Source organism: Micromonospora sp. SL4-19 (assembly GCF_047921475.1).
Lineage (GTDB): Bacteria > Actinomycetota > Actinomycetes > Mycobacteriales > Micromonosporaceae > Micromonospora.
Genome location: NZ_JBLROB010000016.1, coordinates 1 through 20,026, shown reverse-complemented (window position 1 = coordinate 20,026; position 20,026 = coordinate 1). Strand labels below are relative to the sequence as shown.

The following is a 20,026-nucleotide window of genomic DNA, read 5'->3' as shown; positions in this document are numbered from 1 at the left end:
CCTGGCCGCAATGGCGTGGAATACTGGCCAAAAGGGGAGAAGTAGGGCAGACCCATATGGCCAGGCGGGGTGCGGCGGCTGAGCTGCCAGGGAGCCGTGAGCCCCCGAGTCGGGCCGGCTTCGTCGAACTGCTCTTCGACGTGGTGCTCGTCTTCGCCTTCACCCGCCTCTCCGGACGGCTGATCGAACAGCTGAACTGGTCGGGGTTCTACTCGGCGATGGTGCTGACCCTGGCCCTTTGGTGGCTCTGGTACCGCATGGCCTGGACGGCCAACCGCTACGATCCCACCCGCCCCATGGTCCAGGTCATGGTCATCGTGACCATGTTCGGCGCCCTGCTGATGGCGGCCGCGGTGCCGGCGGCCTACCGGGAGCGCGGGTACGTGTTCGCGGGGGTCTTCGTCACCATCGAAGTGCTCCGGCATCTCTGGCTCGTGGTGTTCGGCGGCGGGGATCGGCGCACCCGCCTGGTCAGCGTCCGGATCGTCTTCTGGGCGTGCCTCTCGGCCGTTCCGTGGATCGCCGGGATCTTCGCCTCCCACGGCCCGCGGCTGATCTGGTGGACGGTGGCGGTCCTCATCGACTACGCCGGAGGGCTGCTTGACTTCCCGACACCTCGGCTCGGGCGCGCGGGGCTGCGGGGCCGGCCGATCGCGGAGGAACACCTGACGGAGCGCTACCGCCAGGTGCTCATCATCGCCTTCGGAGAGAGCATCCTGTCCGCGGGCACCCAGCTCAGCCCGTTCGGCTTCCAGCGCGATCGGACCGCCGCGCTGCTGGTGGCGTTCCTGATCACCGTGTTGTTCTGGCAGATCTACTACTACCGGGCAGGTGAGCTGCTTCCCGCCGCCATCGCGTCGTCCCGGGCCCCGGCTCTGGTCGGTGACCTCGCGTCGTACGCGCATCTGGTCATGGTGATCGGCGTCGCGGTCAGTGGGGTGGGGGACGCGCTGATCATCTCGCACCCCTTCGGCGAGACCGAGCTGTCCCTGATCGCGGTCATCCTCGGGGGGCCGGCGCTGTTCCTGGTCGGCCGGTCCATGCTCGACTACGCCGGATTCAGCCGGGTCTCGTGGTCGCGGCCGATCGGGCTGCTGGCGCTCGGGGTCCTGGTCCCGTTGGCCCTCCTGCTGCCGCCCCTGCTGGTGGCCGTGGCCGCCGTCGTGGTGCTGGCCGGCGTCGGCGCCGCGAACGTGATCAGCTGGCGGATGTATCCGAGGAAGATGGCGCCACCGCCCGGCCTGCCGCCCAAGGGCTGAGGGCGTGGACCGGCGACCAGCGAGGCCATGCGAGGGCCACGTCGTCGAATTTCATGCAGTCCGCCGCATGAAGTTGCAGCCCCCTGCCGATCCTGCTAGCCTTCACTGCATAGTCATGCGGAGGTGAGTATGGGTATCCGGGTTGCGGTCGCCGGAGCCAGCGGGTACGCCGGGGGCGAGCTGCTCCGCCTGCTCGCCGGGCACCCCGAGTTCGATCTCGTCGCCGCTACCGCCCACTCCCAGGCCGGCCAGCCCGTCACCGCCGTACACCCGCAGCTCGCCGGGCTGGACCTGGTGCTCGGAGCGACCGACCCGGCCGCACTGGCCGACGCGGACCTGGTCTTCCTGGCCCTGCCGCACGGCCAGTCGGCGGCCCTCGCCGCGGCCCTCCCCACCACCGTCAAGGTGGTCGACCTCGGCGCCGACCACCGGCTGCGCGACGCGGACGCCTGGGCCCGCTGGTACGGCGGCACGCACGCCGGCGCCTGGACCTACGGCCTGCCCGAGCTGCCCGGCCAGCGGACCGCGATCGCCGCCGCCGGCCGCGTCGCCAGCACCGGCTGCTACGCGGTGGCCACCACCCTGGCGCTCGCCCCGCTGATCGCCGCCGGCGCGGTCCAGTCCACCGACGTGGTGGTGGTCGCCGCCTCCGGCACCTCCGGCGCCGGCCGGGCCGCCAAGGCCCACCTGCTCGGCAGCGAGGTGATGGGCGACCTGTCGCCCTACAAGGTCGGCGCGCACCAGCACGTGCCGGAGATCAAGCAGGCCACCGGGGCGAGCAGCCTCTCCTTCACCCCGGTGCTCGCGCCGATGCCGCGCGGCATCCTCGCCACCGTCACCGCCGTCCCCACCGGTGACGCCGATCCGCGTGACGTGCTCGCTGCGGCGTACGCGGACGCGCCCTTCGTGCACCTGCTGCCCGAGGGGCGGTGGCCGCACACCGCCGCCACCGCCGGCTCGAACTCCTGCCACCTCCAGGCCACCGTCGACCTCGACTCCGGCCGGGTGATCGTGGTCAGCGCCATCGACAACCTCGGCAAGGGTGCGGCCGGCCAGGCCGTGCAGAACGCCAACCTGATGTTCGACCTCCCCGAGACCTCCGGCCTCCCTGTCTTCGGAGTCGCGCCATGACCGTCACCACCCCCCGAGGCTTCCGGGCGGCCGGCGTCGCCGCCGGCCTCAAGACCAGCGGCGCCAGCGACGTGGCCCTCGTCGTCAACGACGGCCCCGACGCCGGCATCGCCGGTGTCTTCACCGCCAACCGGGTCAAGGCCGCCCCGGTGCTCTGGACCCAGCAGGTGGTCCACGGCGGCGTGGTCCGCGCCGTGGTGCTCAACTCGGGTGGGGCCAACGCCTGCACCGGTCCGGCCGGCTTCCAGGACACCCACGCGACCGCCGAGCACACCGCCGCCGCGCTCACCGCCAGCAGCCCCCGGCTGATGCTGGGCGCCGGTGAGGTCGCGGTCTGCTCCACCGGCCTGATCGGCGAGCGACTCCCCATGCCCGCCCTGCTCTCCGGCGTGCGCGACGCCGTACGCGGTCTGTCCCGCGACGGCGGTCAGCCGGCCGCCGAGGCGATCATGACCACCGACACCCGGCCCAAGATCACCGTCGCCGTGGGGAGCGGCTGGACCGTCGGCGGCATGGCCAAGGGCGCCGGCATGCTCGCCCCCGCGATGGCCACCATGCTCTGCGTACTCACCACCGACGCGGTGGCCGGGCCGGAGGCGCTCGACGCCGCGCTGCGGGCCGCGACCCGGGTCACCTTCGACCGGATTGACTCCGACGGCTGTATGTCGACCAACGACACGGTGCTGCTGCTGGCCAGCGGCGCGTCCGGTATCGAGCCCACCGCGGCGGAGCTGACCGCCGCGGTCACCGCCGCCTGCCACGACCTGGCCCAGCAGCTCATCGCCGACGCCGAGGGCGCCACCAAGCAGATCGCCATCGAGGTGACCGGCGCGGCCGGCGAGGACGACGCGGTCGAGGTCGGCCGGTCGGTGGCCCGGAACAACCTGGTCAAGACCGCCCTGTTCGGCAACGACCCGAACTGGGGTCGGATCCTCGCCGCGGTCGGCACCACCGCCGCCGTGTTCGAACCGGACGGCGTGGACGTCGCGATCAACGGGGTCTGGGTGTGCCGGGGCGGGGCCGCCGCCGAGGACCGCGCCAAGGTCGACCTCACCGGCCGGGACGTCGCCATCCGGATCGACCTGCACGCCGGCGACGCCACCGCGACCATCTGGACCAACGACCTGTCGCACGCGTACGTGCACGAGAACTCGGCGTACTCGTCGTGAGCGCGAGGAACGCAGCGGAGCGGAGTCCCGCCGTCGCGAACAAGGCCGGCGCAGTGAGCGCGAGGAACGCAGCGGAGCGGAGTCCCGCCGTCGCGAACGGAAAGCTGGCGCGGTCATGAGTCTCACCGCCGACCTCACCCGGGCCCAGGCCAAGGCCGAGACGCTGATCGAGGCCCTGCCCTGGCTGGCCCGCTTCTCCGGCGCCACCGTCGTGGTCAAGTACGGCGGCAACGCCATGGTCGACCCCGAGCTCCAGCGGGCCTTCGCCGCCGACATGGTCTTCCTCCGGTACGCCGGCCTCAAGCCGGTCGTCGTGCACGGCGGCGGACCGCAGATCTCCGCCATGCTGGGCCGGCTCGGCATCGCGAGCGAGTTCAAGGGCGGCCTGCGGGTCACCACCCCGGAGGCGATGGACGTCGTCCGGATGGTGCTGGTCGGGCAGGTCGGCCGGGAACTGGTCGGGCTGATCAACGCGCACGGCCCGTTCGCGGTCGGGCTCTCCGGCGAGGACGCCGGGCTGTTCACCGCGGTGCGCCGCCCGGCGTACGTGGACGGAGAGGCGGTCGACGTCGGCCAGGTCGGCGACGTCGAGTCGGTGGACGTCTCGGCGGTGGCCGACCTCATCGCGGCCGGCCGGATCCCGGTGATCTCCACCGTCGCGCCGGACGCCGACGGGGTGCTGCACAACCTCAACGCGGACACCGCCGCCGCCGCGCTCGCGGTCGCGCTGCAGGCGCGCAAGCTCGTCGTCCTCACCGATGTCGCCGGCCTCTACGCCGACTGGCCCGACACGTCGAGCCTGGTCAGCGAGATCACCACCGACGAGCTGGCGAAACTGCTGCCGTCCCTGGAATCGGGGATGGTCCCGAAGATGGAGGCCTGCCTGCGGGCGGTGCGCGGGGGAGTGCCGGCCGCGCACGTCGTCGACGGCCGGGTCGCCCACTCCACGCTGCTCGAGGTCTTCACCTCGGAAGGGTTCGGAACGATGGTGAGCGCGCGATGAGTGATCTTGTGAAGCGCTGGTCCGCGTCCATGATGGACAACTACGGCACCCCGCCGCTCGCGCTCGTCTCCGGCTCCGGCGCCGTCGTGGTCGACGAGGCCGGCCGGGAGTACGTAGACCTGCTCGGCGGCATCGCGGTCAACGCCCTCGGCCACGCCCACCCGGCCGTGGTGGCCGCCGTGTCCAAGCAGGTCGCCACCCTCGGGCACGTCTCCAACCTGTTCGTCGCCGAGCCGCCGGTCGCCCTCGCCGAGCTGCTGCTGGCGCTCGCCGGCCGCCCCGGCCGGGTGTTCTTCGCCAACTCCGGCGCCGAGGCGAACGAGGCCGCGTTCAAGCTCTCCCGGCTCACCGGGCGTGCCCACGTGGTCGCCACCGAGGGCGGCTTCCACGGCCGGACCATGGGCGCCCTGGCGCTCACCGGCCAGCCGGCCAAGGCCGACCCGTTCCGCCCGCTGCCCGGCGACGTCACCCACGTCCCGTGCGGCGACGCCGAGGCCCTGGAAGCGGCGGTCACCGACGCCACCGCGATGGTGATCATCGAGCCGATCCAGGGTGAGAACGGCGTCGTCGTCCCGCCGCCCGGCTACCTGGCCGCGGCCCGGCGGATCACCGCCGCGCACGGCGCCCTGCTGGTGCTCGACGAGGTGCAGACCGGCGTCGGCCGCACCGGGCACTGGTTCGCCCACCAGGCCGAGGGCATCGAACCCGACCTCGTCACCCTGGCCAAGGGGCTCGGCGGCGGCCTGCCCATCGGCGCCTGCCTGGCCTTCGGCCGGGCCGCCGACCTGCTCGGCCCCGGCTCGCACGGCACCACCTTCGGCGGCAACCCGGTCAGCTGCGCGGCCGCGCTCGCCGTGGTCGCCACCATCGCCAACGAGGGGCTGCTCGACCACGTCAAGCGGATCGGGGAACGGCTGCGGCGGGGGATCGAGGCGCTCGGCCACCCGCTCGTCGCCGAGGTCCGCGGCGCCGGCCTGCTGCTCGGCATCGTGCTGGACCAGCCGGTCGCCGGCCCGGTGGCGAACGCGCTGCGCGAGGCGGGCTTCCTGGTCAACCCGGTGCAGCCGGGCGTGGTCCGGCTCGCCCCGCCGCTGATCCTCGGCGCCGAGCAGGTCGACGCGTTCCTCGCCGCCCTCCCCGCCGCCCTCGACGCCGCCGCCCCCGCCCCGACCGTGCCCGGCCAGTGCCGCACCGATCCTGGTGCGGAAGCGCCCCCGGAGGGGCCGCTCGGGACCACGGTTCCGACCGACCCGACGTCGACCACCGCGAGCACCACGGAGACGAACGCATGATCCGCCACTTCCTGCGCGACGACGACCTCTCGCCCGCCGAGCAGTCGGCCGTGCTCGACCTCGCCGCCCGGATGAAGGCGGACCGCTTCAGCCACCAGCCCCTCGTCGGGCCGAGGTCGGTGGCGGTGCTCTTCGACAAGCAGAGCCTGCGCACCCGGATCTCCTTCGACGCCGGCATCGCCGAGCTGGGCGGGCACCCGCTCGTGGTGGACACCCAGGTCACCCACTTCGGGCGCGGCGAGACCCTGGCCGACGCCGGCCGGGTCCTCTCCCGCTACGTCGCGGCGATCGTGCTGCGTACCCACGGGGACGACCGGATTGCCGAGGTCGCCGCGCACGCCACCGTGCCGGTGATCAACGCGCTCACCGACACCTACCACCCCTGCCAGCTCCTGGCGGACCTGCTCACCGTCCGCGAACGGTTCGGCGCCACCGCCGGGCGCACCCTGGCGTACGTCGGGGACGCGGCGAACAACATGGCGCACTCGTACCTGCTGGCCGGGACGACCGCCGGGATGCACGTCCGGGTCGCCGGGCCGGCCGGCTTCTCGCCCGATGCCGAGGTGGTCGACCGGGCCGAGAAGATCGCCGCCGGCACCGGCGGATCGGTTCGCGTGCTCACCGACCCGGTCGAGGCGGTCCGCGGCGCCGACGTGGTCGCCACCGACACCTGGACCTCGATGGGCCAGGAGTCCGACGGCCTCGACCGGCTCACCCCGTTCCTGCCCTACCAGGTCAATGACGCGCTGCTCGGCCATGCCGCGGCGGACGTCATCGTGCTGCACTGCCTGCCCGCGCACCGGGGCGAGGAGATCACCGACGAGGTGCTCGACGGGCCGCGCAGCGCGGTCTTCGACCAGGCGGAGAATCGACTGCACGCCCAGAAGGCGCTGCTGACTTTTCTCCTGGAGGCATCGATCCCATGACCGCGCCGCTGACCCGTGCCGCCCGGCACGCCCGCATCGTCGAGCTGATCCGCGACAAGGCGATCCACTCGCAGACCGAGCTGGCCGAGCTGCTCGCCGGCGACGGCATCCAGGTCACCCAGGCCACCCTCTCCCGGGACCTCAAGGAACTGGGAGCGGTCACCGCTCGCGGCGGCGACGGGCGGGGCGTCTACCTGATCCCGGAGGACGGCCACCGGCCGCTGCGCGAGGCCGAGGCCGCCCCGGCCCGGCTCGTCCGGCTGCTGCGCGAGCTGCTCAACGGAGTCGACTCCAGCGGCAACATCGCCGTGCTGCGCACCCCGCCGGGCGCAGCCCACTACCTGGCGAGCGCGTTGGACCGAGCGGGCCTGCCCGAGGTCGTCGGCACCATCGCCGGCGACGACACCATCCTCGTCGTGGCCCGCGAGGCCGTCGGCGGCGCCGCGTTGGGCAACAAGCTCGCCGCGTGGGCCCGCCGGGAAGAAATCGTTGAAGGGAACACCACACCATGACCGAGCGGGTAGTGCTGGCGTACTCCGGGGGTCTCGACACCTCCGTCGCCATCCCTTACCTGGCCGAGCAGACCGGCGCCGAGGTGATCGCGGTCGCCGTCGACGTGGGCCAGGGCGGCGAGGACATGAACATCATCCGGCAGCGCGCGCTGGACTGCGGCGCGGCCGAGTCCGAGGTGGTCGACGCGCGCGACGAGTTCGCCGCCGAGTACTGCCTGCCCGCCATGCGGGCCAACGCCCTCTACATGGACCGCTACCCGCTGGTCTCCGCGCTGTCCCGGCCGCTGATCGTCAAGCACCTGGTCGCCGCCGCGAAGAAGCACGGCGGCACCATCGTGTCGCACGGCTGCACCGGCAAGGGCAACGACCAGGTCCGCTTCGAGGTCGGCCTGGCCGCGCTCGCCCCCGACCTGAAGATCATCGCCCCGGCCCGGGACTTTGCCTGGACCCGGGACAAGGCGATCGCCTTCGCCGAGGAGAAGGGCCTGCCGATCGACGTGTCGGCCAAGTCGCCGTACTCCATCGACCAGAACCTGTGGGGCCGCGCGGTCGAGACCGGCTTCCTGGAGGACATCTGGAACGGCCCCGTCGAGGACCTGTACTCGTACACCGCCGACCCGACGCAGGAGCGCGACGCCGACGAGGTGGTCATCACCTTCGACGCCGGCGTGCCGGTCGCCATCGACGGCGAGACCGTCACCCCGTACCAGGCGATCCTGGAGCTGAACCGGCGCGCCGGCGCACAGGGTGTCGGCCGGCTCGACATGGTCGAGGATCGGCTCGTCGGCATCAAGAGCCGCGAGGTGTACGAGGCGCCGGGCGCGATCGCCCTGATCGCCGCCCATCAGGAGCTGGAGAATGTCACCATCGAGCGGGACCTGGCCCGGTTCAAGCGCGGCGTCGACCAGCGCTGGGGCGAGCTGGTCTACGACGGCCTCTGGTTCTCGCCGCTGAAGAAGGCCCTCGACGCGTTCATCGACGACGCCCAGCAGCATGTCTCCGGCGAGGTGCGGCTCACCCTGCACGGCGGCCGGGCCACCGTCACTGGCCGCCGCTCCGAGGCCAGCCTGTACGACTTCGGCATGGCCACCTACGACACCGGCGACACCTTCGACCAGTCTCTGGCCAAGGGCTTCGTGCAGCTGTGGGGCCTGCCCAGCAAGATGGCGGCCGCGCGGGACGCCCGGCTCGGCGGTGCCTGATCGTGGGTGCGAGCGCGAGGAGTGAACGAGCGCAGCGAGTGAGCCCCGCAGTCGGGAAGCGAAAGGTGAGCACTGCGAGCGCGAGGAGTGAACGAGCGCAGCGAGTGAGCCCCGCAGTCGGGAGCGAAAGGTGAACACTGCCACAATGGGTGGGGTGGACGACAAGAGCCTGACCGAGAACAGCGCCGCCGCCAATCGGACGAGCCTCTGGGGAGGCCGGTTCGCCGGCGGGCCCTCCGAGGCGCTCGCGCGGCTGTCGGTGAGCGTCCAGTTCGACTGGCGCCTCGCCCCGTACGACATCGCCGGCTCGCGGGCGCACGCCCGGGTCCTGGCCGGCGCCGGCCTGCTCGACCCCGAGGAACTGGGGAAGATCCTGGCCGCGCTGGACGACCTGGAGGCCGCATGCGCCTCCGGCGCGTTCCGCCCCACCGTCGACGACGAGGACGTGCACACCGCCCTGGAGCGGGGCCTGCTGGAGCGGCTCGGCAGCCTCGGCGGCAAGCTGCGCGCCGGCCGCTCCCGCAACGACCAGGTCGCCACCGACCTGCGGCTCTATCTGCGTGACCACGCCCGTGGGGTGGCCGCCCGGCTGGTCGAGCTCGCGGAGGCCCTGGTCGAGCAGGCCGAGCGGCACGTGGACACCGCCGCTCCCGGCATGACCCACCTCCAGCACGCCCAGCCGGTCACCTTCGGGCACTGGCTGCTCGCCCACGTGCAGCCGCTGCTGCGTGACCTGGAGCGGCTGCGCGACTGGGACCACCGGGCGGCGATCAGCCCGCTCGGCGCGGGCGCGCTGGCCGGCTCCGGGCTGCCGCTGGACCCGGTGGCGGTCTCCAAGGAGCTGGGCTTCCGCACGTCCTTCGCCAACTCGATGGACGCGGTCGCCGACCGGGACTTCGTCGCCGAGTTCCTCTTCGCCACCGCGCTGATCGGGGTGCACCTGTCCCGCCTCGGCGAGGAGGTGGTGCTCTGGACGTCGCAGGAGTTCGGCTGGGTCGAGCTGGACGACGCGTTCGCCACCGGCTCGTCGATCATGCCGCAGAAGAAGAACGCGGACATCGCCGAGCTGGCCCGGGGCAAGTCCGGTCGTCTCGTCGGCGGCCTGATGAGCGTGCTCACCATGCTCAAGGGTCTGCCGATGACCTATGACCGGGACATGCAGGAGGACAAGGAGCCCGCTTTCGACGCGGTCGACACCCTGGAACTGCTGCTCCCGGCGCTCGCCGGGATGATCTCCACGATGACGGTACGCGTCGACCGGCTGGTCGCCGCCGCGCCGGTCGGCTTCTCCCTCGCCACCGAGGTGGCCGACTGGCTGGTCCGCCGGGGCGTGGCGTTCCGTGACGCGCACGAGATCACCGGCAAGCTGGTGGCGCTCTGCGTGGCCCGGGACTGCGCCCTGGACGAGGTCTCCGACGGCGATCTCGCCGCGGTCAGCCCGCACCTCGACCCGTCGGTGCGTGACGTGCTCTCGGTGCGCTCCGCTCTCGCGGCCCGGACCACCCCCGGCTCCACCGGGCCCGGGCCGGTGGCCGACCAGCTCGCCATCGCCGCGGACAAGCTCGCCGGCTGGCGGGACTGGGCCGCCGAGCAGGTCGTCCCCCGCTGACATCGCCTCCCGCGCGGCGCCGCCAGGTGCCGCGCGGGTCAGCGGCTGTCTGACGAGGCTGGCCCGGGCGGGCGCCGGCGGCGGTGCGGATCGTGAGCCCCAGGTCGATCTGCCCGGCGCGGCCGGGCACGGCGACGTGAAGCCGGTGAAACTAGCCCGTCGGTCGCTCGCGCTTCGGCAGCTTCGCCACCACCGCCTCGTACGACCCGTCGACGGCCTCGATCAGTTCGTCGTCGGGGATGGCGCCGTCCAGCCGGAGCGTGTTCCAGCCGGACCGACCGATGTAGGGCGACGGACGGGCGTCGGCGGGAAACCGGCGCACCCACTCGTCGGCCACCTCGCGGGACGCGCCGCACTTCGCGCCGACCCGTGCCTCGCCGTCGGGCGAGCCGAGGAAGGCGAAGATCCGGCTGCCCACCTTGACCACCTCGTCGCCCTCCCACGGTTGGTCCAGCCAGGCGCCCGGCTTGTCCAGGCAGTGGGCCAGCATCTCCTCGCGCGTCATCGACTTCCTTCCGTAGATACCCCCGCTCTCAGGCGGGGCGGGAGAGAACGGAACCCCTGCGGGGCAGGGCGGGGGCGACAGGTCCGGTTGCTGGTTGCTGACCCCAGTCTGGACCACTCCTGCGACAGTCCCTCCGAATTGGTGGTGGCTGGCATACTGCTCGCCGTGGAGCCCGAGCCGATCACCGGGAGCTGCCTACGCCGCCTCGCGGAAGACGTGGCCGCGGTCTCCGACCGGTACGCCGAACGGCACGGTATCGACCGCACCGACACCTGGTATCTGCTCAAGCTCCAGGAGGAGGTCGGCGAGCTGACCCAGGCGTACCTGGCCCGCGCCGGCCAGGCCCGGGACAAGGGGCTCACTGCCGCGCAGCGCGACGAGGCCTACCGGGCCGAGCTGGCCGACGTGCTCTGCCACGTGTTGCTGCTCGCCCGCCGTGACGGCGTGGACCTGCTGGCCGAGGTGGAGCGGAAGTGGCTGTCCCGGCTCCCCGGCCGGGCGGGCTGACCGCCGGTCAGTCGGCGGCGCCGGTTCGCACGGCCAGCCGCTCGTAGCGCTGCCGGGCCGCCTGGGCGCTGCCCAGCCCCAGCCCGAAGGCGATCGCCTGCCAGGTCATCCCCCGGGCGCGGGCGACCCCCAGCAGCCCCGCCTCGAGCGCGTCGACCTCCGCCCGCACGTGCGGGATCAGGGTCAGCGCGGCCATCAGGTCGGCGTGGTCGACCGGCTCCTCGCCGGGTTCCAGCTCCGCCCCGCCGGCCAGGGCCATCACCAGGGTGGACGCCTCGTACGCGTCCGGGACGTCCGGGTGCGCGTACCGCCGGCGCCGGCCAGGGGTGCCGGCGTGTCGCTCGGCGATCCGCAGCAACGCGGCGTAGTTGCGATGGGCGCGGGCCTGGGCAGCGTCCGGAGCGGTGAACGGGTCGTTGTCCATGTGACCATGACACCTCGTTGAACGGTGCTTTGTCAACATATCGTTGACAGTAATCCGTGCCAACACCGGCGTCGCCGGATAGGGTTTTCCCGTGACCAGCACCGATCTCGCCCCCCTCGCGGACCTGCTCGCCGGGCCGGTGGTCCCCGCCGCGCGGGGGCTGCTCGGCTGCCGGCTCACCGGCCACGGCGTCACCGTCCGGATCACCGAGGTCGAGGCGTACGCCGGCACCGCCGGCGACCCGGCGTCACACGCCCACCGCGGACGCACCCCGCGCAACGCGGTGATGTTCGGCCCGGCCGGGCACGCCTACGTCTACTTCACGTACGGCATGCACTGGTGCGCCAACGTGGTCACCGGGCCGGACGGGGAGGCCTCGGGGGTACTGCTGCGCGCCGGTGAGGTGATCGACGGTCTCGACGTGGCCCGATCGCGGCGACCTGCCGTACGCCGGGACGTCGACCTGGCCCGCGGGCCCGCCCGGCTCTGCGCCGCGCTCGGCATAGACCGGTCCGTCTACGGCGCGGACCTGCTCGGTGACGGCCCGGTCCGGCTGCGGCCCCCGCTCGGTCCGGTGCCCGAGGCGTCGATCGCGGCCGGCCCGCGGGTCGGCGTGACCGGGGCGCACGACGTGCCCTGGCGGTTCTGGATCGCCGGCGATCCGACGGTGAGCGCCTACCGCCGGCACGTGCCCCGCGCCCGCCGCTGACCGCGTTCCCGGCCGGCCATGGCCCGCTCACCCCCGGGCCGAACGGCGGTGCGGGCCTGGTCGCCGGCCGGCGGGGCGGCATTCTGTCGGATGGGGTGGTCATAATCACCACGCCAGGTCTGACCGGCCCACCCGGGTCCGCCAGGTGGGTGCCCGGGCCCGGCAGCCACCCTGCTCGGCCACGGAACCGGAGGACGGCATGGCGACACTGCTCGCGATCGGCACCGGCAAGGGACTCTTCCTTGCCACCAGCACCGATCGACGCACCTGGGAGGTGAGCGGGCCGCACTTCCCGATGACCGGCGTCTATTCGGTCGCCGTCGACAAACGTCCCGGGCGACCCCGGCTGCTCGCCGGCATGACCAGCTCGCACTTCGGGCCGAGCGTGGCCACCAGCGACGACCTCGGCGCCTCCTGGCAGGAGCCCGCCCAGGCGCCGGTGGCCTTCCCGGCCGACACCGGCGCCAGCCTGGGCCGCGTCTGGCAGCTCACCCCGGCCGGCGCCGACCAGCCCGACGTGGTCTGGGCCGGCACCGAACCGTCGGCGCTGTTCCGCTCCGACGACGGCGGGCGCAGCTTCCAGCTCGTCCGGGCGCTCTGGGATCATCCGCATCGCGAGTCCTGGGACGCCGGCTTCGGTGGCCAGGCGATCCACAGCGTGCTGCCGCACCCCGGCGATCCGACCCGGATGGCGGTGGCCATGTCCACCGGCGGGGTCTACCGCACCGAGGACGCGGGGGCGAGCTGGACGCCCGGCAACACCGGAATCCGGGCCTACTTCCTGCCCGACCAGTGGCCCGAGTTCGGGCAGTGCGTCCACAAGATCGCCCGGGACGCCGGCGACCCGGAGCGGCTCTACGCGCAGAACCACCACGGCGTCTACCGCTCCGACGACGACGGCCGCACCTGGACCTCGATCGCCGACGGTCTCCCCAGCGACTTCGGCTTCCCCATGGTCGCCCACCCGTCCCGCCCCGGCACGATCTACGTCTTCCCGCTGGTGGCCGACGGCCAGCGCTTCCCGGTCGACCACCGCTGCCGGGTCTACCGCTCCACCGACGCCGGCGACAAGTGGGAGCCGCTCTCGGCCGGGCTGCCCGAGGGGCCGTTCTACCCGTCGGTGCTGCGCGACGCGATGTGCGTCGACGACGCCGACCTGGCCGGCGTCTACTTCGGCACCCGCTCCGGCGAGGTCTACGCCAGCCCGGACGAGGGCGACTCCTGGTCGCTGGTCGCCGCCCACCTGCCGGACGTGCTCTGCGTCCGGGCCGCGGAGATGTGAGTGGTCACCGTGCTGCTGCCCGGCCCGCTGCGCGGCGAGGCCGGCGGCGCGAGTCGGCTCACCGTCGCCGCCGCCGGCACACTGCGGGCCGTGCTGGACGAGCTCGACGGCGCCTGGCCCCGGCTGGGCCGCCGGATCCGCGACGAGCGTGGCGAGCTGCGCCGGTACGTCAACGTCTACGTCGACGGCGAGGACTGCCGGCACGCCGGCGGGTTGGACAGCCCCGTCGGCGAGGGCGCGGAGGTTCAGGTGCTCCCCTCGGTGGCGGGCGGCTGAGCAGGCCCGGTCAGGTGGGGTCGGAGCGCCCGACGGGCGACCAGGCTGCCCAACGCGATGATCGTGACCGTCGCGTGTCCGATCCGGGCCGCCGGCGCACTGCTGGGCAGGCCGTAGACGGCCCAGCCGTTCGCGGCCGCGTCGGTGACCAGGATCAGGCAGGCCAGGTCCATGCCGAGCCGTCGCCGCCTGGCGAGCAGCACGGCGGCGACCGGGTCGGCCACGGTCAGCGCGACGAAGTACACCGCCAGCCAGGGCGGCGCCCACGGGTACGGGTCGGCTCCGCCGACGACCAGGTCGGTCACGTGCGCGCCGGTTCCCCAGAGCAGCACCGCGACATAGCCGCCCGCGGTCCACCGGGCCCAACGGGGGAGGGCTCGCCAACCTGACCGCCGCACCGGTCCAGTCTGTCGCCCGGGCGCCACCGGGCGCGGTGGCCCTGCCACCGTGCCCGGCCTGTGAGCTGAGCCACCCACGGGGACGCCGCCGGTGGCCACCGGGGCAGTCGACGGAATAGTTGACTCGTCAAATATGTTGTGCGCTGCGACCCGGGCCACCCCGGCCCGGGCGTCACGCGAGGAGCTGGTCATGCAGTTCGGAGTCTTCACCGTCGGCGACGTCACGGTCGACCCGACCAACGGGCGGCTGCCGTCCGAGCGTGAGCGGATCAAGGCCATGGTGGCCATCGCCCTCAAGGCCGAAGAGGTCGGGCTCGACGTCTTCGCCACCGGCGAGCACCACAACCCGCCGTTCGTGCCCTCGTCGCCGACCACCATGCTCGGCTACGTCGCCGCCCGTACCGAGCGGCTGCTGCTCTCCACCTCGACCACGCTGATCACCACCAACGACCCGGTGAAGATCGCCGAGGACTATGCGATGCTCCAGCACCTGGCCGACGGCCGGGTGGACCTGATGATGGGGCGCGGCAACACCGGCCCGGTCTACCCCTGGTTCGGGCAGGACATCCGCAACGGCATCCCACTGGCGATCGAGAACTACGACCTGCTGCACCGGCTGTGGCGCGAGGACGTGGTCGACTGGAAGGGGCGGTTCCGGACCCCGCTGCAGTCGTTCACCTCGACCCCACGCCCGCTCGACGGCGTGCCGCCGTTCGTCTGGCACGGCTCGATCCGCAGCCCGGAGATCGCCGAGCAGGCCGCCTACTACGGGGACGGCTTCTTCGCCAACCACATCTTCTGGCCCAAGGAGCACACCCAGCGGATGGTCGACCTCTATCGGCAGCGCTTCGCCCACTACGGCCACGGCACGCCGGAGCAGGCGATCGTCGGCCTCGGTGGGCAGGTCTTCATGCACAGGAACTCCCAGGACGCGGTCCGCGAGTTCCGGCCGTACTTCGACAACGCCCCGGTCTACGGGCACGGGCCGTCGCTGGAGGAGTTCACTCGGGAGACGCCGCTGACCGTGGGCAGCCCGCAGCAGGTCATCGACCGTACGCTGGGGTTCCGCGAGTACGTCGGCGACTACCAGCGCCAGCTGTTCCTGATGGACCACGCCGGCCTGCCGCTGAAGACCGTCCTGGAACAGCTCGACATTCTCGGTGAGGAGGTCGTCCCGGTGCTCCGCAAGGAGTTCGACTCGCTGCGGCCGGCGCACGTGCCCGAGGCGCCGACGCACGCCAGCCTGACGGCGGCGCGGGACGTCGCGCCGGCCGCGACCGGCGCGGAGGAGGGCCGATGACCCGGCGCACCCTGGCCGTGGTCTCGGCCGGCCTCGGCCAGCCCTCCTCGACCCGGCTGCTCGCCGACCAACTCGGCGCGGCCGCCGGCGACGAGCTGGTACGGCGCGGCGCCGAAGTGGAGATCCGGCCGGTGGAGCTGCGCGAGCACGCCCACGACGTGGTGAACCATCTGCTCACCGGCTTCCCGTCGGCCGCCCTGCGCGAGGTGCTCGACACGGTGGCGGGCGCGGACGGCCTGGTCGCGGTCACCCCGATCTTCAACGCGTCGTACAACGGGCTGTTCAAGTCGTTCTTCGACGTGGTGGACCGGGACGCCCTGGCCGATCGGCCCGTGCTGATCGGCGCCACCGGCGGCACCGCCCGGCACTCGCTGGCCCTGGAGCACGCGGTCCGGCCGATGTTCGCCTACCTGCGGGCGGTGGTGGTGCCGACGGCGGTCTTCGCGGCGCCGGAGGACTGGTCGGGGGAAGGTGCGGAGGGCGCCCTGCGGGCCCGGATCCGGCGGGCCGGCACCGAGCTTGCCGAGCAGGTGGACCGCCGCCCGGCCGCCACCGGCCCTGAGGATCCGTTCGCCCTCACCACCAGCTTCGCGGATCTGCTGGCCGGCCGCGACCCGGTCTGACCGGCCGCCGTCGGGCAACCGCGACGGCTGGTTCGGCGAGCCGGCGGGGTCAGCCCGCCGGCTCGTGCGGGTGGGCCACCAGCACCGGGCAGTGGGCGTGCTGCACCAGCGCCTGGCTCACCGAGCCGAGGAGCAGCCCGGCGAAACCACCTCGGCCACGCGATCCGACCACCACCAGGGCCGCCTCCCCGCTCGCCTCGATCAGCGCCTGCTCCGGAGAGGTGGCCCGCACCGGCCGCTCCACCACGGTCAGCACCGGATGGTCCGCGCGGACCTGGGCGGCCGCCCCGGCCAGCAGCTCCGCCGACTCGGCCTGCCCGGCCGACGCGGATTCAGCCGCCTCCTGCGGCACCGCTCCGGCCCGCTCGGGCGGGCGGACGTGCACCAGCACCAGGTCGGTGCCCCGGCGTACCGCCTCGTCGGCGGCGAGCCGGACGGCGAGCGAGGCCGGCTCGGAACCGTCCACCCCGACCAGCACCGGCCCGTCGACCGGGATCGGCTCCTCGGCCGGGCGGACCACCAGCACCGGGCAGTGCCCGTGCTGGGCCACCTGGCTGCTGACCGAGCCGAGCAGCAGCCCGGCGAAGCCGCCGACGCCCCGGCTGCCCACCACCACGAGATCCGCCCGGCGGGACTCCTGGACCAGGGTCACACCGGCGCCACCGGGCACCTGGCGTACCTCCACCCGCAGGGTCGGATGCCGATCGGTCAGCTCGGCGGCCACCTGCTCGAGCATCCGGTGCGACTCCGCGGTGGGTGCCGGCACCCCGAGGTCGTACGGGTTGAGCGGCACGCCGTAGCCGAGCGGGTGCAGGTAGCCGTGCACCAGGTGCAGCGGCCGGGACCGCGCGACGGCGGCCCGCGCCGCGTGCTCGGCGGCGGTCAGGCTGGACGGCGATCCGTCGACGCCCACCACGACAGGTCGGTTCATCGACCCTCCTTCGGTCGTCTCGGGCAATTGTCGACGGCCACGGCCCGGTCGGCCCGCAGCTGCCCCGAAACCCGGCGGTACACCGTCGCCCCGGACCCGGGCGGCCGTACCCGGACCCGGGTGCCCGTAAACGGAACCCGGGCGGCCGTCCGCGCCGGCCGGGGGAGCGGCCGGCGCGGCGGTGTCCCGGGGATCACGCGGTGCCGCGTCCCCGGCGGTGCCGGACGATGGCCAGCGGGCTGTGGGCGTGATGCAGCAGCGCGTGGCTGACCGAGCCGAGCAGCAGCCCGCCGAGGCTGCCGTGGCCGTGCGCGCCGACCACGGTCAGCTGCGCGCTGGTGGACTCCGCCACCAGTGCCGGGGCCGGAGTGCCGGCGACCAGCTTCCGCCGTACCGGAACCTCCGGGTAACGCTCGGACCAGCCGGCGACGGTCTCGGCGAGCACCCGTTCCTCCTCGGCGCGCAGCTCCTCCGGGTCGTACACCAGCGGCACGATCTCGCCGGGGAGGATCGGGGTCGGGTAGCGCCACGCGTGCACGACGACCAGGGTCGTGCCCCGCTGTGCCGCCTCGGCGAAGGCGAAACCGACCGCCTCGCGGGACAGCGCGGAGCCGTCGACCCCGACCACGACCGGGCCGTCGGCGCGCGGCTCGCCACGGACCACCAGCACCGGGCAGTCCGCCCGGGCGGACAACTGCACGGCCGTCGAGCCGACCAGCAGCTCGGCGAAGCCGCCCAGGCCCCGGTGGCCGAGCACCAGCAGCGCCGCGTCCCGGCTCTCCCGCAGCAGCACCGGCACGGCGGCGCCGTCGACCACCCCGCCGCTCACCGGCAGCTCGGAGTCGAGCTTGCGGGCCTCGTCGACGGCCTCCGCGACCAGCTTTCCCGCCTCGTGCCGCAGCTCGGCGTCGGGCAGGGCGGCCGACATCGGGCCGAGCGGGGTGCCGAGCAGCGGCCACTGGAACGCGTACACCACCCGTAGCGGCCGGTGCCGGATCGCTGCCTCACGCGCGGCCACCCGCACCGCGTCCAGGGCCGAGGCGGAACCGTCCACACCCACCACGACCGGCGCACCGGATCTGTCGGTCATCACGTCCTCCTTCCGTCCATCTCCAGCCTTCTCCGGCCAGCGGGCGCCCGGGCAGAGGCGTGCGCCCGCCCTGCCCGGGACCAACGGCCCTGGCGATCCCGGTTTTCGCCGAGGTGGAATGGAACAAGGACCGTCGATCCGACCGCGAAGGGGTGAGGCCCATGACCCCGCTGGAGATGCTCCGCGAGCACCCGTTCCTCGCTGGGCTGCCCCAGGAATGGCTTCCCCCGCTGACCGGTCACGCCCGTCCGGTGGCCTGGCACCCCGGGCACCGGCTGTTCCGAGCCGGTCAGCCGGCGGAGCGGTTCTGGCTGGTCCGCGGCGGCGAGGTGGCGCTGGACTTTCCGGTGCCCGGTCGCGGCGACGTGGTGATCGAGACGATCGGCCCGGGCGGGGTGCTCGGCTGGTCCTGGCTCTTCCCGCCGTACCGCTGGCAGTTCGGGGCGGTGGCCGTGCAGCGCGGCGTCGCGGTCGAGTTCCACGCCGCCGGCGTACGCCGGCTGATGGAATCCGACGACGCGCTCGGTCGGCAGCTCACCACCCGCTTCATGAGCGTCGTGGTGGACCGGCTCCACGCCTCCCGGGTACGCCTGCTCGAGCTGTACGGCTATCCGACGGCGCTGCCGCCCACCGGCTGATCGCCGCCGGTCCGCCGCACCACCAGCTCGTCCACCTCCAGGCGGCCGATGCGCAGCTCCTTGATGACCGCCCGCCGGATCGCCAGCCGGCCGATCGCGATCGTGCCGACCGCCACCGCGCCGAGCGCGGCCGCGGCGAGCGCCAGGGGGGCAGCCGCCGTGGGGCCAAGGGCCCGTGGTCCCGCCGCCGTGGGGCCCACCACCCGTGGTCTGGCCGCCCACCCACCTTTGGCGGAGCGGCCAGGGCGTGCATACGGAAGGCCGGACCGCGGTGGTGATGGGCACAACGCCGGGATGTGGTCATGTCCCGATTCTCGGGGGCTGGGCCGGTCGCCGGGGCCGACATGGGCAGGTCGTCCACCGCCCGGATGACCCCGGCTGACCGGAGTACGCCTCTCCACCCGCGGGGATGGAGGCGTACCCCCGCTGCGCGCCGGCGCTCGTCCACGAGCCGGCGGGCACGCAACCGCGCCGTCCCTGGGCCGGCGGTCCCGAACGTGTCGGCGGGTCCGCGTATCCTCCGACCGTGACAAGTGAGGTGCGGCTCCGCCCGGTGCGCGACGACGACCTGCCCGCATTCTTCCGCCACGAGCAGGATCCGCACGCCAACTGGATGGCCGCGTTCGGCCCGAAGGACCCGGCCGACCGGGTCGCCTTCGACAACCACTGGGAGCGCATCCGCGCCGATCCGCGCATCGTGTCGCGGACGGTCACGGTCGACGGCGAGGTGGTCGGGCGCGTGGCCGCCTTCCCGGTGGGGGAGCGCACCGAGGTCAGCTACTGGATCGATCCGCGCCGCTGGGGTCGCGGCCATGCCACCGCCGCGCTGGCCGCACTCCTGCGCGAGCTGCAGCAGCGTCCGGTGCAGGCCCGCGCCGCGAAGGACAACGCCGCCTCCCTCGCCGTGCTCCGCAAGTGCGGCTTCGTCGTGGTCGGCGAGGACTCCGGATACGCCGAGAGCCGCGGCACCGAGGTCGAGGAGTTCGTGCTGGAACTGCCCGCCTAACGGGTCGTATCAGGGGCCGGCGGTGTGGTGGTGGTTTTCAGTGGTTCCCACCAGGCCCGGTTGTCGTGGTACCACTGCACGGTTTGGGTCAGGCCGTGGTCGAGGTCGATGCTCGGCGTGTAGCCGAGTTCTTCACCGATTTTGGTGATGTCGAGTGAGTAGCGGCGGTCGTGGCCCTTGCGGTCGGTGACGGGCACGACCTGCTCCCATCCGGCGTCGCAGGCCTGCAGCAGC

Annotated in this window: 23 protein-coding genes and 1 pseudogene; 17 read left to right on the top strand and 7 right to left on the bottom strand. The window is 73.5% G+C overall.

What is annotated here, in order from left to right; all coding sequences use genetic code 11:
* The first annotated feature begins 56 nt into the window (after positions 1-56).
* From ACNAVT_RS19565 to argH, 9 genes are all read left to right on the top strand, one after another.
* Complete coding sequence (locus ACNAVT_RS19565; protein ID WP_416298225.1) at positions 57-1,259, top strand: low temperature requirement protein A; 1,203 nt, start codon at positions 57-59, stop codon at positions 1,257-1,259.
* A gap of 129 nt (positions 1,260-1,388) precedes the next feature.
* Positions 1,389-2,390, top strand: a complete 1,002-nt coding sequence (gene argC, locus ACNAVT_RS19560) for an N-acetyl-gamma-glutamyl-phosphate reductase (RefSeq protein ID WP_416298223.1) — start codon at positions 1,389-1,391, stop codon at positions 2,388-2,390.
* Positions 2,387-3,559 carry a bifunctional glutamate N-acetyltransferase/amino-acid acetyltransferase ArgJ gene (gene argJ, locus ACNAVT_RS19555; RefSeq protein ID WP_416298221.1) on the top strand — a complete coding sequence of 391 codons (1,173 nt, stop codon included), beginning with the start codon at positions 2,387-2,389 and terminating at the stop codon, positions 3,557-3,559. Before argC ends, argJ begins: the two co-directional genes overlap by 4 nt.
* Positions 3,560-3,674: 115 nt before the next feature.
* Positions 3,675-4,562 carry an acetylglutamate kinase gene (gene argB, locus ACNAVT_RS19550; protein WP_416298219.1) on the top strand — a complete coding sequence of 296 codons (888 nt, stop codon included), beginning with the start codon at positions 3,675-3,677 and terminating at the stop codon, positions 4,560-4,562.
* Positions 4,559-5,854: an acetylornithine transaminase gene (locus tag ACNAVT_RS19545; protein ID WP_416298217.1), complete on the top strand. Its 1,296-nt coding sequence runs from the start codon at positions 4,559-4,561 to the stop codon at positions 5,852-5,854. The genes argB and ACNAVT_RS19545 overlap by 4 nt, the downstream gene beginning before the upstream one ends.
* Complete coding sequence (gene argF / locus ACNAVT_RS19540) at positions 5,851-6,780, top strand: ornithine carbamoyltransferase (protein ID WP_416298216.1); 930 nt, start codon at positions 5,851-5,853, stop codon at positions 6,778-6,780. The genes ACNAVT_RS19545 and argF overlap by 4 nt, the downstream gene beginning before the upstream one ends.
* Positions 6,777-7,292 (top strand): arginine repressor, encoded by a 516-nt coding sequence (locus ACNAVT_RS19535; RefSeq protein WP_416298214.1) that lies wholly within the window; start codon positions 6,777-6,779, stop codon positions 7,290-7,292. Before argF ends, ACNAVT_RS19535 begins: the two co-directional genes overlap by 4 nt.
* Positions 7,289-8,494, top strand: coding sequence for an argininosuccinate synthase (locus tag ACNAVT_RS19530; protein ID WP_416298212.1), 1,206 nt, complete (start codon positions 7,289-7,291; stop codon positions 8,492-8,494). The genes ACNAVT_RS19535 and ACNAVT_RS19530 overlap by 4 nt, the downstream gene beginning before the upstream one ends.
* Positions 8,495-8,639: 145 nt before the next feature.
* The gene (argH, locus tag ACNAVT_RS19525) at positions 8,640-10,103 is read left to right on the top strand and encodes an argininosuccinate lyase (RefSeq protein ID WP_416298384.1); all 1,464 of its coding nucleotides are present in this window, start codon (positions 8,640-8,642) and stop codon (positions 10,101-10,103) included.
* A gap of 151 nt (positions 10,104-10,254) precedes the next feature.
* Here the strand turns inward: argH and ACNAVT_RS19520 are convergent, their stop codons facing one another.
* Positions 10,255-10,608: an MmcQ/YjbR family DNA-binding protein gene (locus tag ACNAVT_RS19520; RefSeq protein WP_416298210.1), complete on the bottom strand. Its 354-nt coding sequence runs from the start codon at positions 10,606-10,608 to the stop codon at positions 10,255-10,257.
* 165 nt (positions 10,609-10,773) lie between these two features.
* Here ACNAVT_RS19520 and ACNAVT_RS19515 point away from each other — a divergent pair, with 165 nt between their 5' ends.
* Positions 10,774-11,115, top strand: coding sequence for a pyrophosphatase (locus tag ACNAVT_RS19515; RefSeq protein WP_416298208.1), 342 nt, complete (start codon positions 10,774-10,776; stop codon positions 11,113-11,115).
* A gap of 7 nt (positions 11,116-11,122) precedes the next feature.
* Here ACNAVT_RS19515 and ACNAVT_RS19510 read toward each other — a convergent pair whose 3' ends face one another.
* On the bottom strand, positions 11,123-11,539 hold the full coding sequence (locus tag ACNAVT_RS19510; RefSeq protein ID WP_416298207.1) for a DNA-binding protein: 417 nt from the start codon (positions 11,537-11,539) through the stop codon (positions 11,123-11,125).
* Between the two features lie 91 nt (positions 11,540-11,630).
* Here ACNAVT_RS19510 and ACNAVT_RS19505 point away from each other — a divergent pair, with 91 nt between their 5' ends.
* From ACNAVT_RS19505 to ACNAVT_RS19495, 3 genes are all read left to right on the top strand, one after another.
* Positions 11,631-12,248 (top strand): DNA-3-methyladenine glycosylase, encoded by a 618-nt coding sequence (locus ACNAVT_RS19505; RefSeq protein ID WP_416298205.1) that lies wholly within the window; start codon positions 11,631-11,633, stop codon positions 12,246-12,248.
* Positions 12,249-12,447: 199 nt separating this feature from the next.
* Positions 12,448-13,530 (top strand): WD40/YVTN/BNR-like repeat-containing protein, encoded by a 1,083-nt coding sequence (locus ACNAVT_RS19500; protein ID WP_416298203.1) that lies wholly within the window; start codon positions 12,448-12,450, stop codon positions 13,528-13,530.
* On the top strand, positions 13,531-13,806 hold the full coding sequence (locus ACNAVT_RS19495) for a MoaD/ThiS family protein (RefSeq protein ID WP_416298201.1): 276 nt from the start codon (positions 13,531-13,533) through the stop codon (positions 13,804-13,806).
* On the opposite strand, the gene ACNAVT_RS19490 is transcribed toward ACNAVT_RS19495, so the two are convergent.
* On the bottom strand, positions 13,776-14,204 hold the full coding sequence (locus tag ACNAVT_RS19490; protein ID WP_416298199.1) for a hypothetical protein: 429 nt from the start codon (positions 14,202-14,204) through the stop codon (positions 13,776-13,778). The genes ACNAVT_RS19495 and ACNAVT_RS19490 overlap by 31 nt on opposite strands.
* A gap of 190 nt (positions 14,205-14,394) precedes the next feature.
* On the opposite strand from ACNAVT_RS19490, the gene ACNAVT_RS19485 reads away from it, so the two are divergent.
* Together ACNAVT_RS19485 and ACNAVT_RS19480 are read left to right on the top strand one after the other, a co-directional pair.
* Positions 14,395-15,504 (top strand): LLM class flavin-dependent oxidoreductase, encoded by a 1,110-nt coding sequence (locus tag ACNAVT_RS19485; RefSeq protein ID WP_416298197.1) that lies wholly within the window; start codon positions 14,395-14,397, stop codon positions 15,502-15,504.
* On the top strand, positions 15,501-16,127 hold the full coding sequence (locus tag ACNAVT_RS19480) for an FMN reductase (protein WP_416298195.1): 627 nt from the start codon (positions 15,501-15,503) through the stop codon (positions 16,125-16,127). The genes ACNAVT_RS19485 and ACNAVT_RS19480 overlap by 4 nt, the downstream gene beginning before the upstream one ends.
* Positions 16,128-16,176: 49 nt before the next feature.
* Here ACNAVT_RS19480 and ACNAVT_RS19475 read toward each other — a convergent pair whose 3' ends face one another.
* Both ACNAVT_RS19475 and ACNAVT_RS19470 read right to left on the bottom strand, forming a co-directional pair.
* Positions 16,177-17,058, bottom strand: coding sequence for a universal stress protein (locus ACNAVT_RS19475; protein WP_416298193.1), 882 nt, complete (start codon positions 17,056-17,058; stop codon positions 16,177-16,179).
* Positions 17,059-17,251: 193 nt separating this feature from the next.
* Positions 17,252-18,148: a universal stress protein gene (locus ACNAVT_RS19470; protein ID WP_416298191.1), complete on the bottom strand. Its 897-nt coding sequence runs from the start codon at positions 18,146-18,148 to the stop codon at positions 17,252-17,254.
* 161 nt (positions 18,149-18,309) lie between these two features.
* On the opposite strand from ACNAVT_RS19470, the gene ACNAVT_RS19465 reads away from it, so the two are divergent.
* The gene (locus ACNAVT_RS19465) at positions 18,310-18,786 is read left to right on the top strand and encodes a cyclic nucleotide-binding domain-containing protein (protein ID WP_416298189.1); all 477 of its coding nucleotides are present in this window, start codon (positions 18,310-18,312) and stop codon (positions 18,784-18,786) included.
* Here the strand turns inward: ACNAVT_RS19465 and ACNAVT_RS19460 are convergent.
* Complete coding sequence (locus tag ACNAVT_RS19460) at positions 18,756-18,986, bottom strand: hypothetical protein (protein WP_416298187.1); 231 nt, start codon at positions 18,984-18,986, stop codon at positions 18,756-18,758. The two genes, ACNAVT_RS19465 and ACNAVT_RS19460, sit on opposite strands and share 31 nt — an antisense overlap.
* Before the next feature lie 326 nt (positions 18,987-19,312).
* Between ACNAVT_RS19460 and ACNAVT_RS19455 the strand changes: the two genes are divergently transcribed.
* On the top strand, positions 19,313-19,792 hold the full coding sequence (locus tag ACNAVT_RS19455; RefSeq protein ID WP_416298186.1) for a GNAT family N-acetyltransferase: 480 nt from the start codon (positions 19,313-19,315) through the stop codon (positions 19,790-19,792).
* Here the strand turns inward: ACNAVT_RS19455 and ACNAVT_RS19450 are convergent.
* Positions 19,789-20,026 (bottom strand): annotated as a pseudogene (locus ACNAVT_RS19450) (dTDP-glucose 4,6-dehydratase); the annotation flags it as partial. The gene ACNAVT_RS19455 and the pseudogene ACNAVT_RS19450 overlap by 4 nt on opposite strands.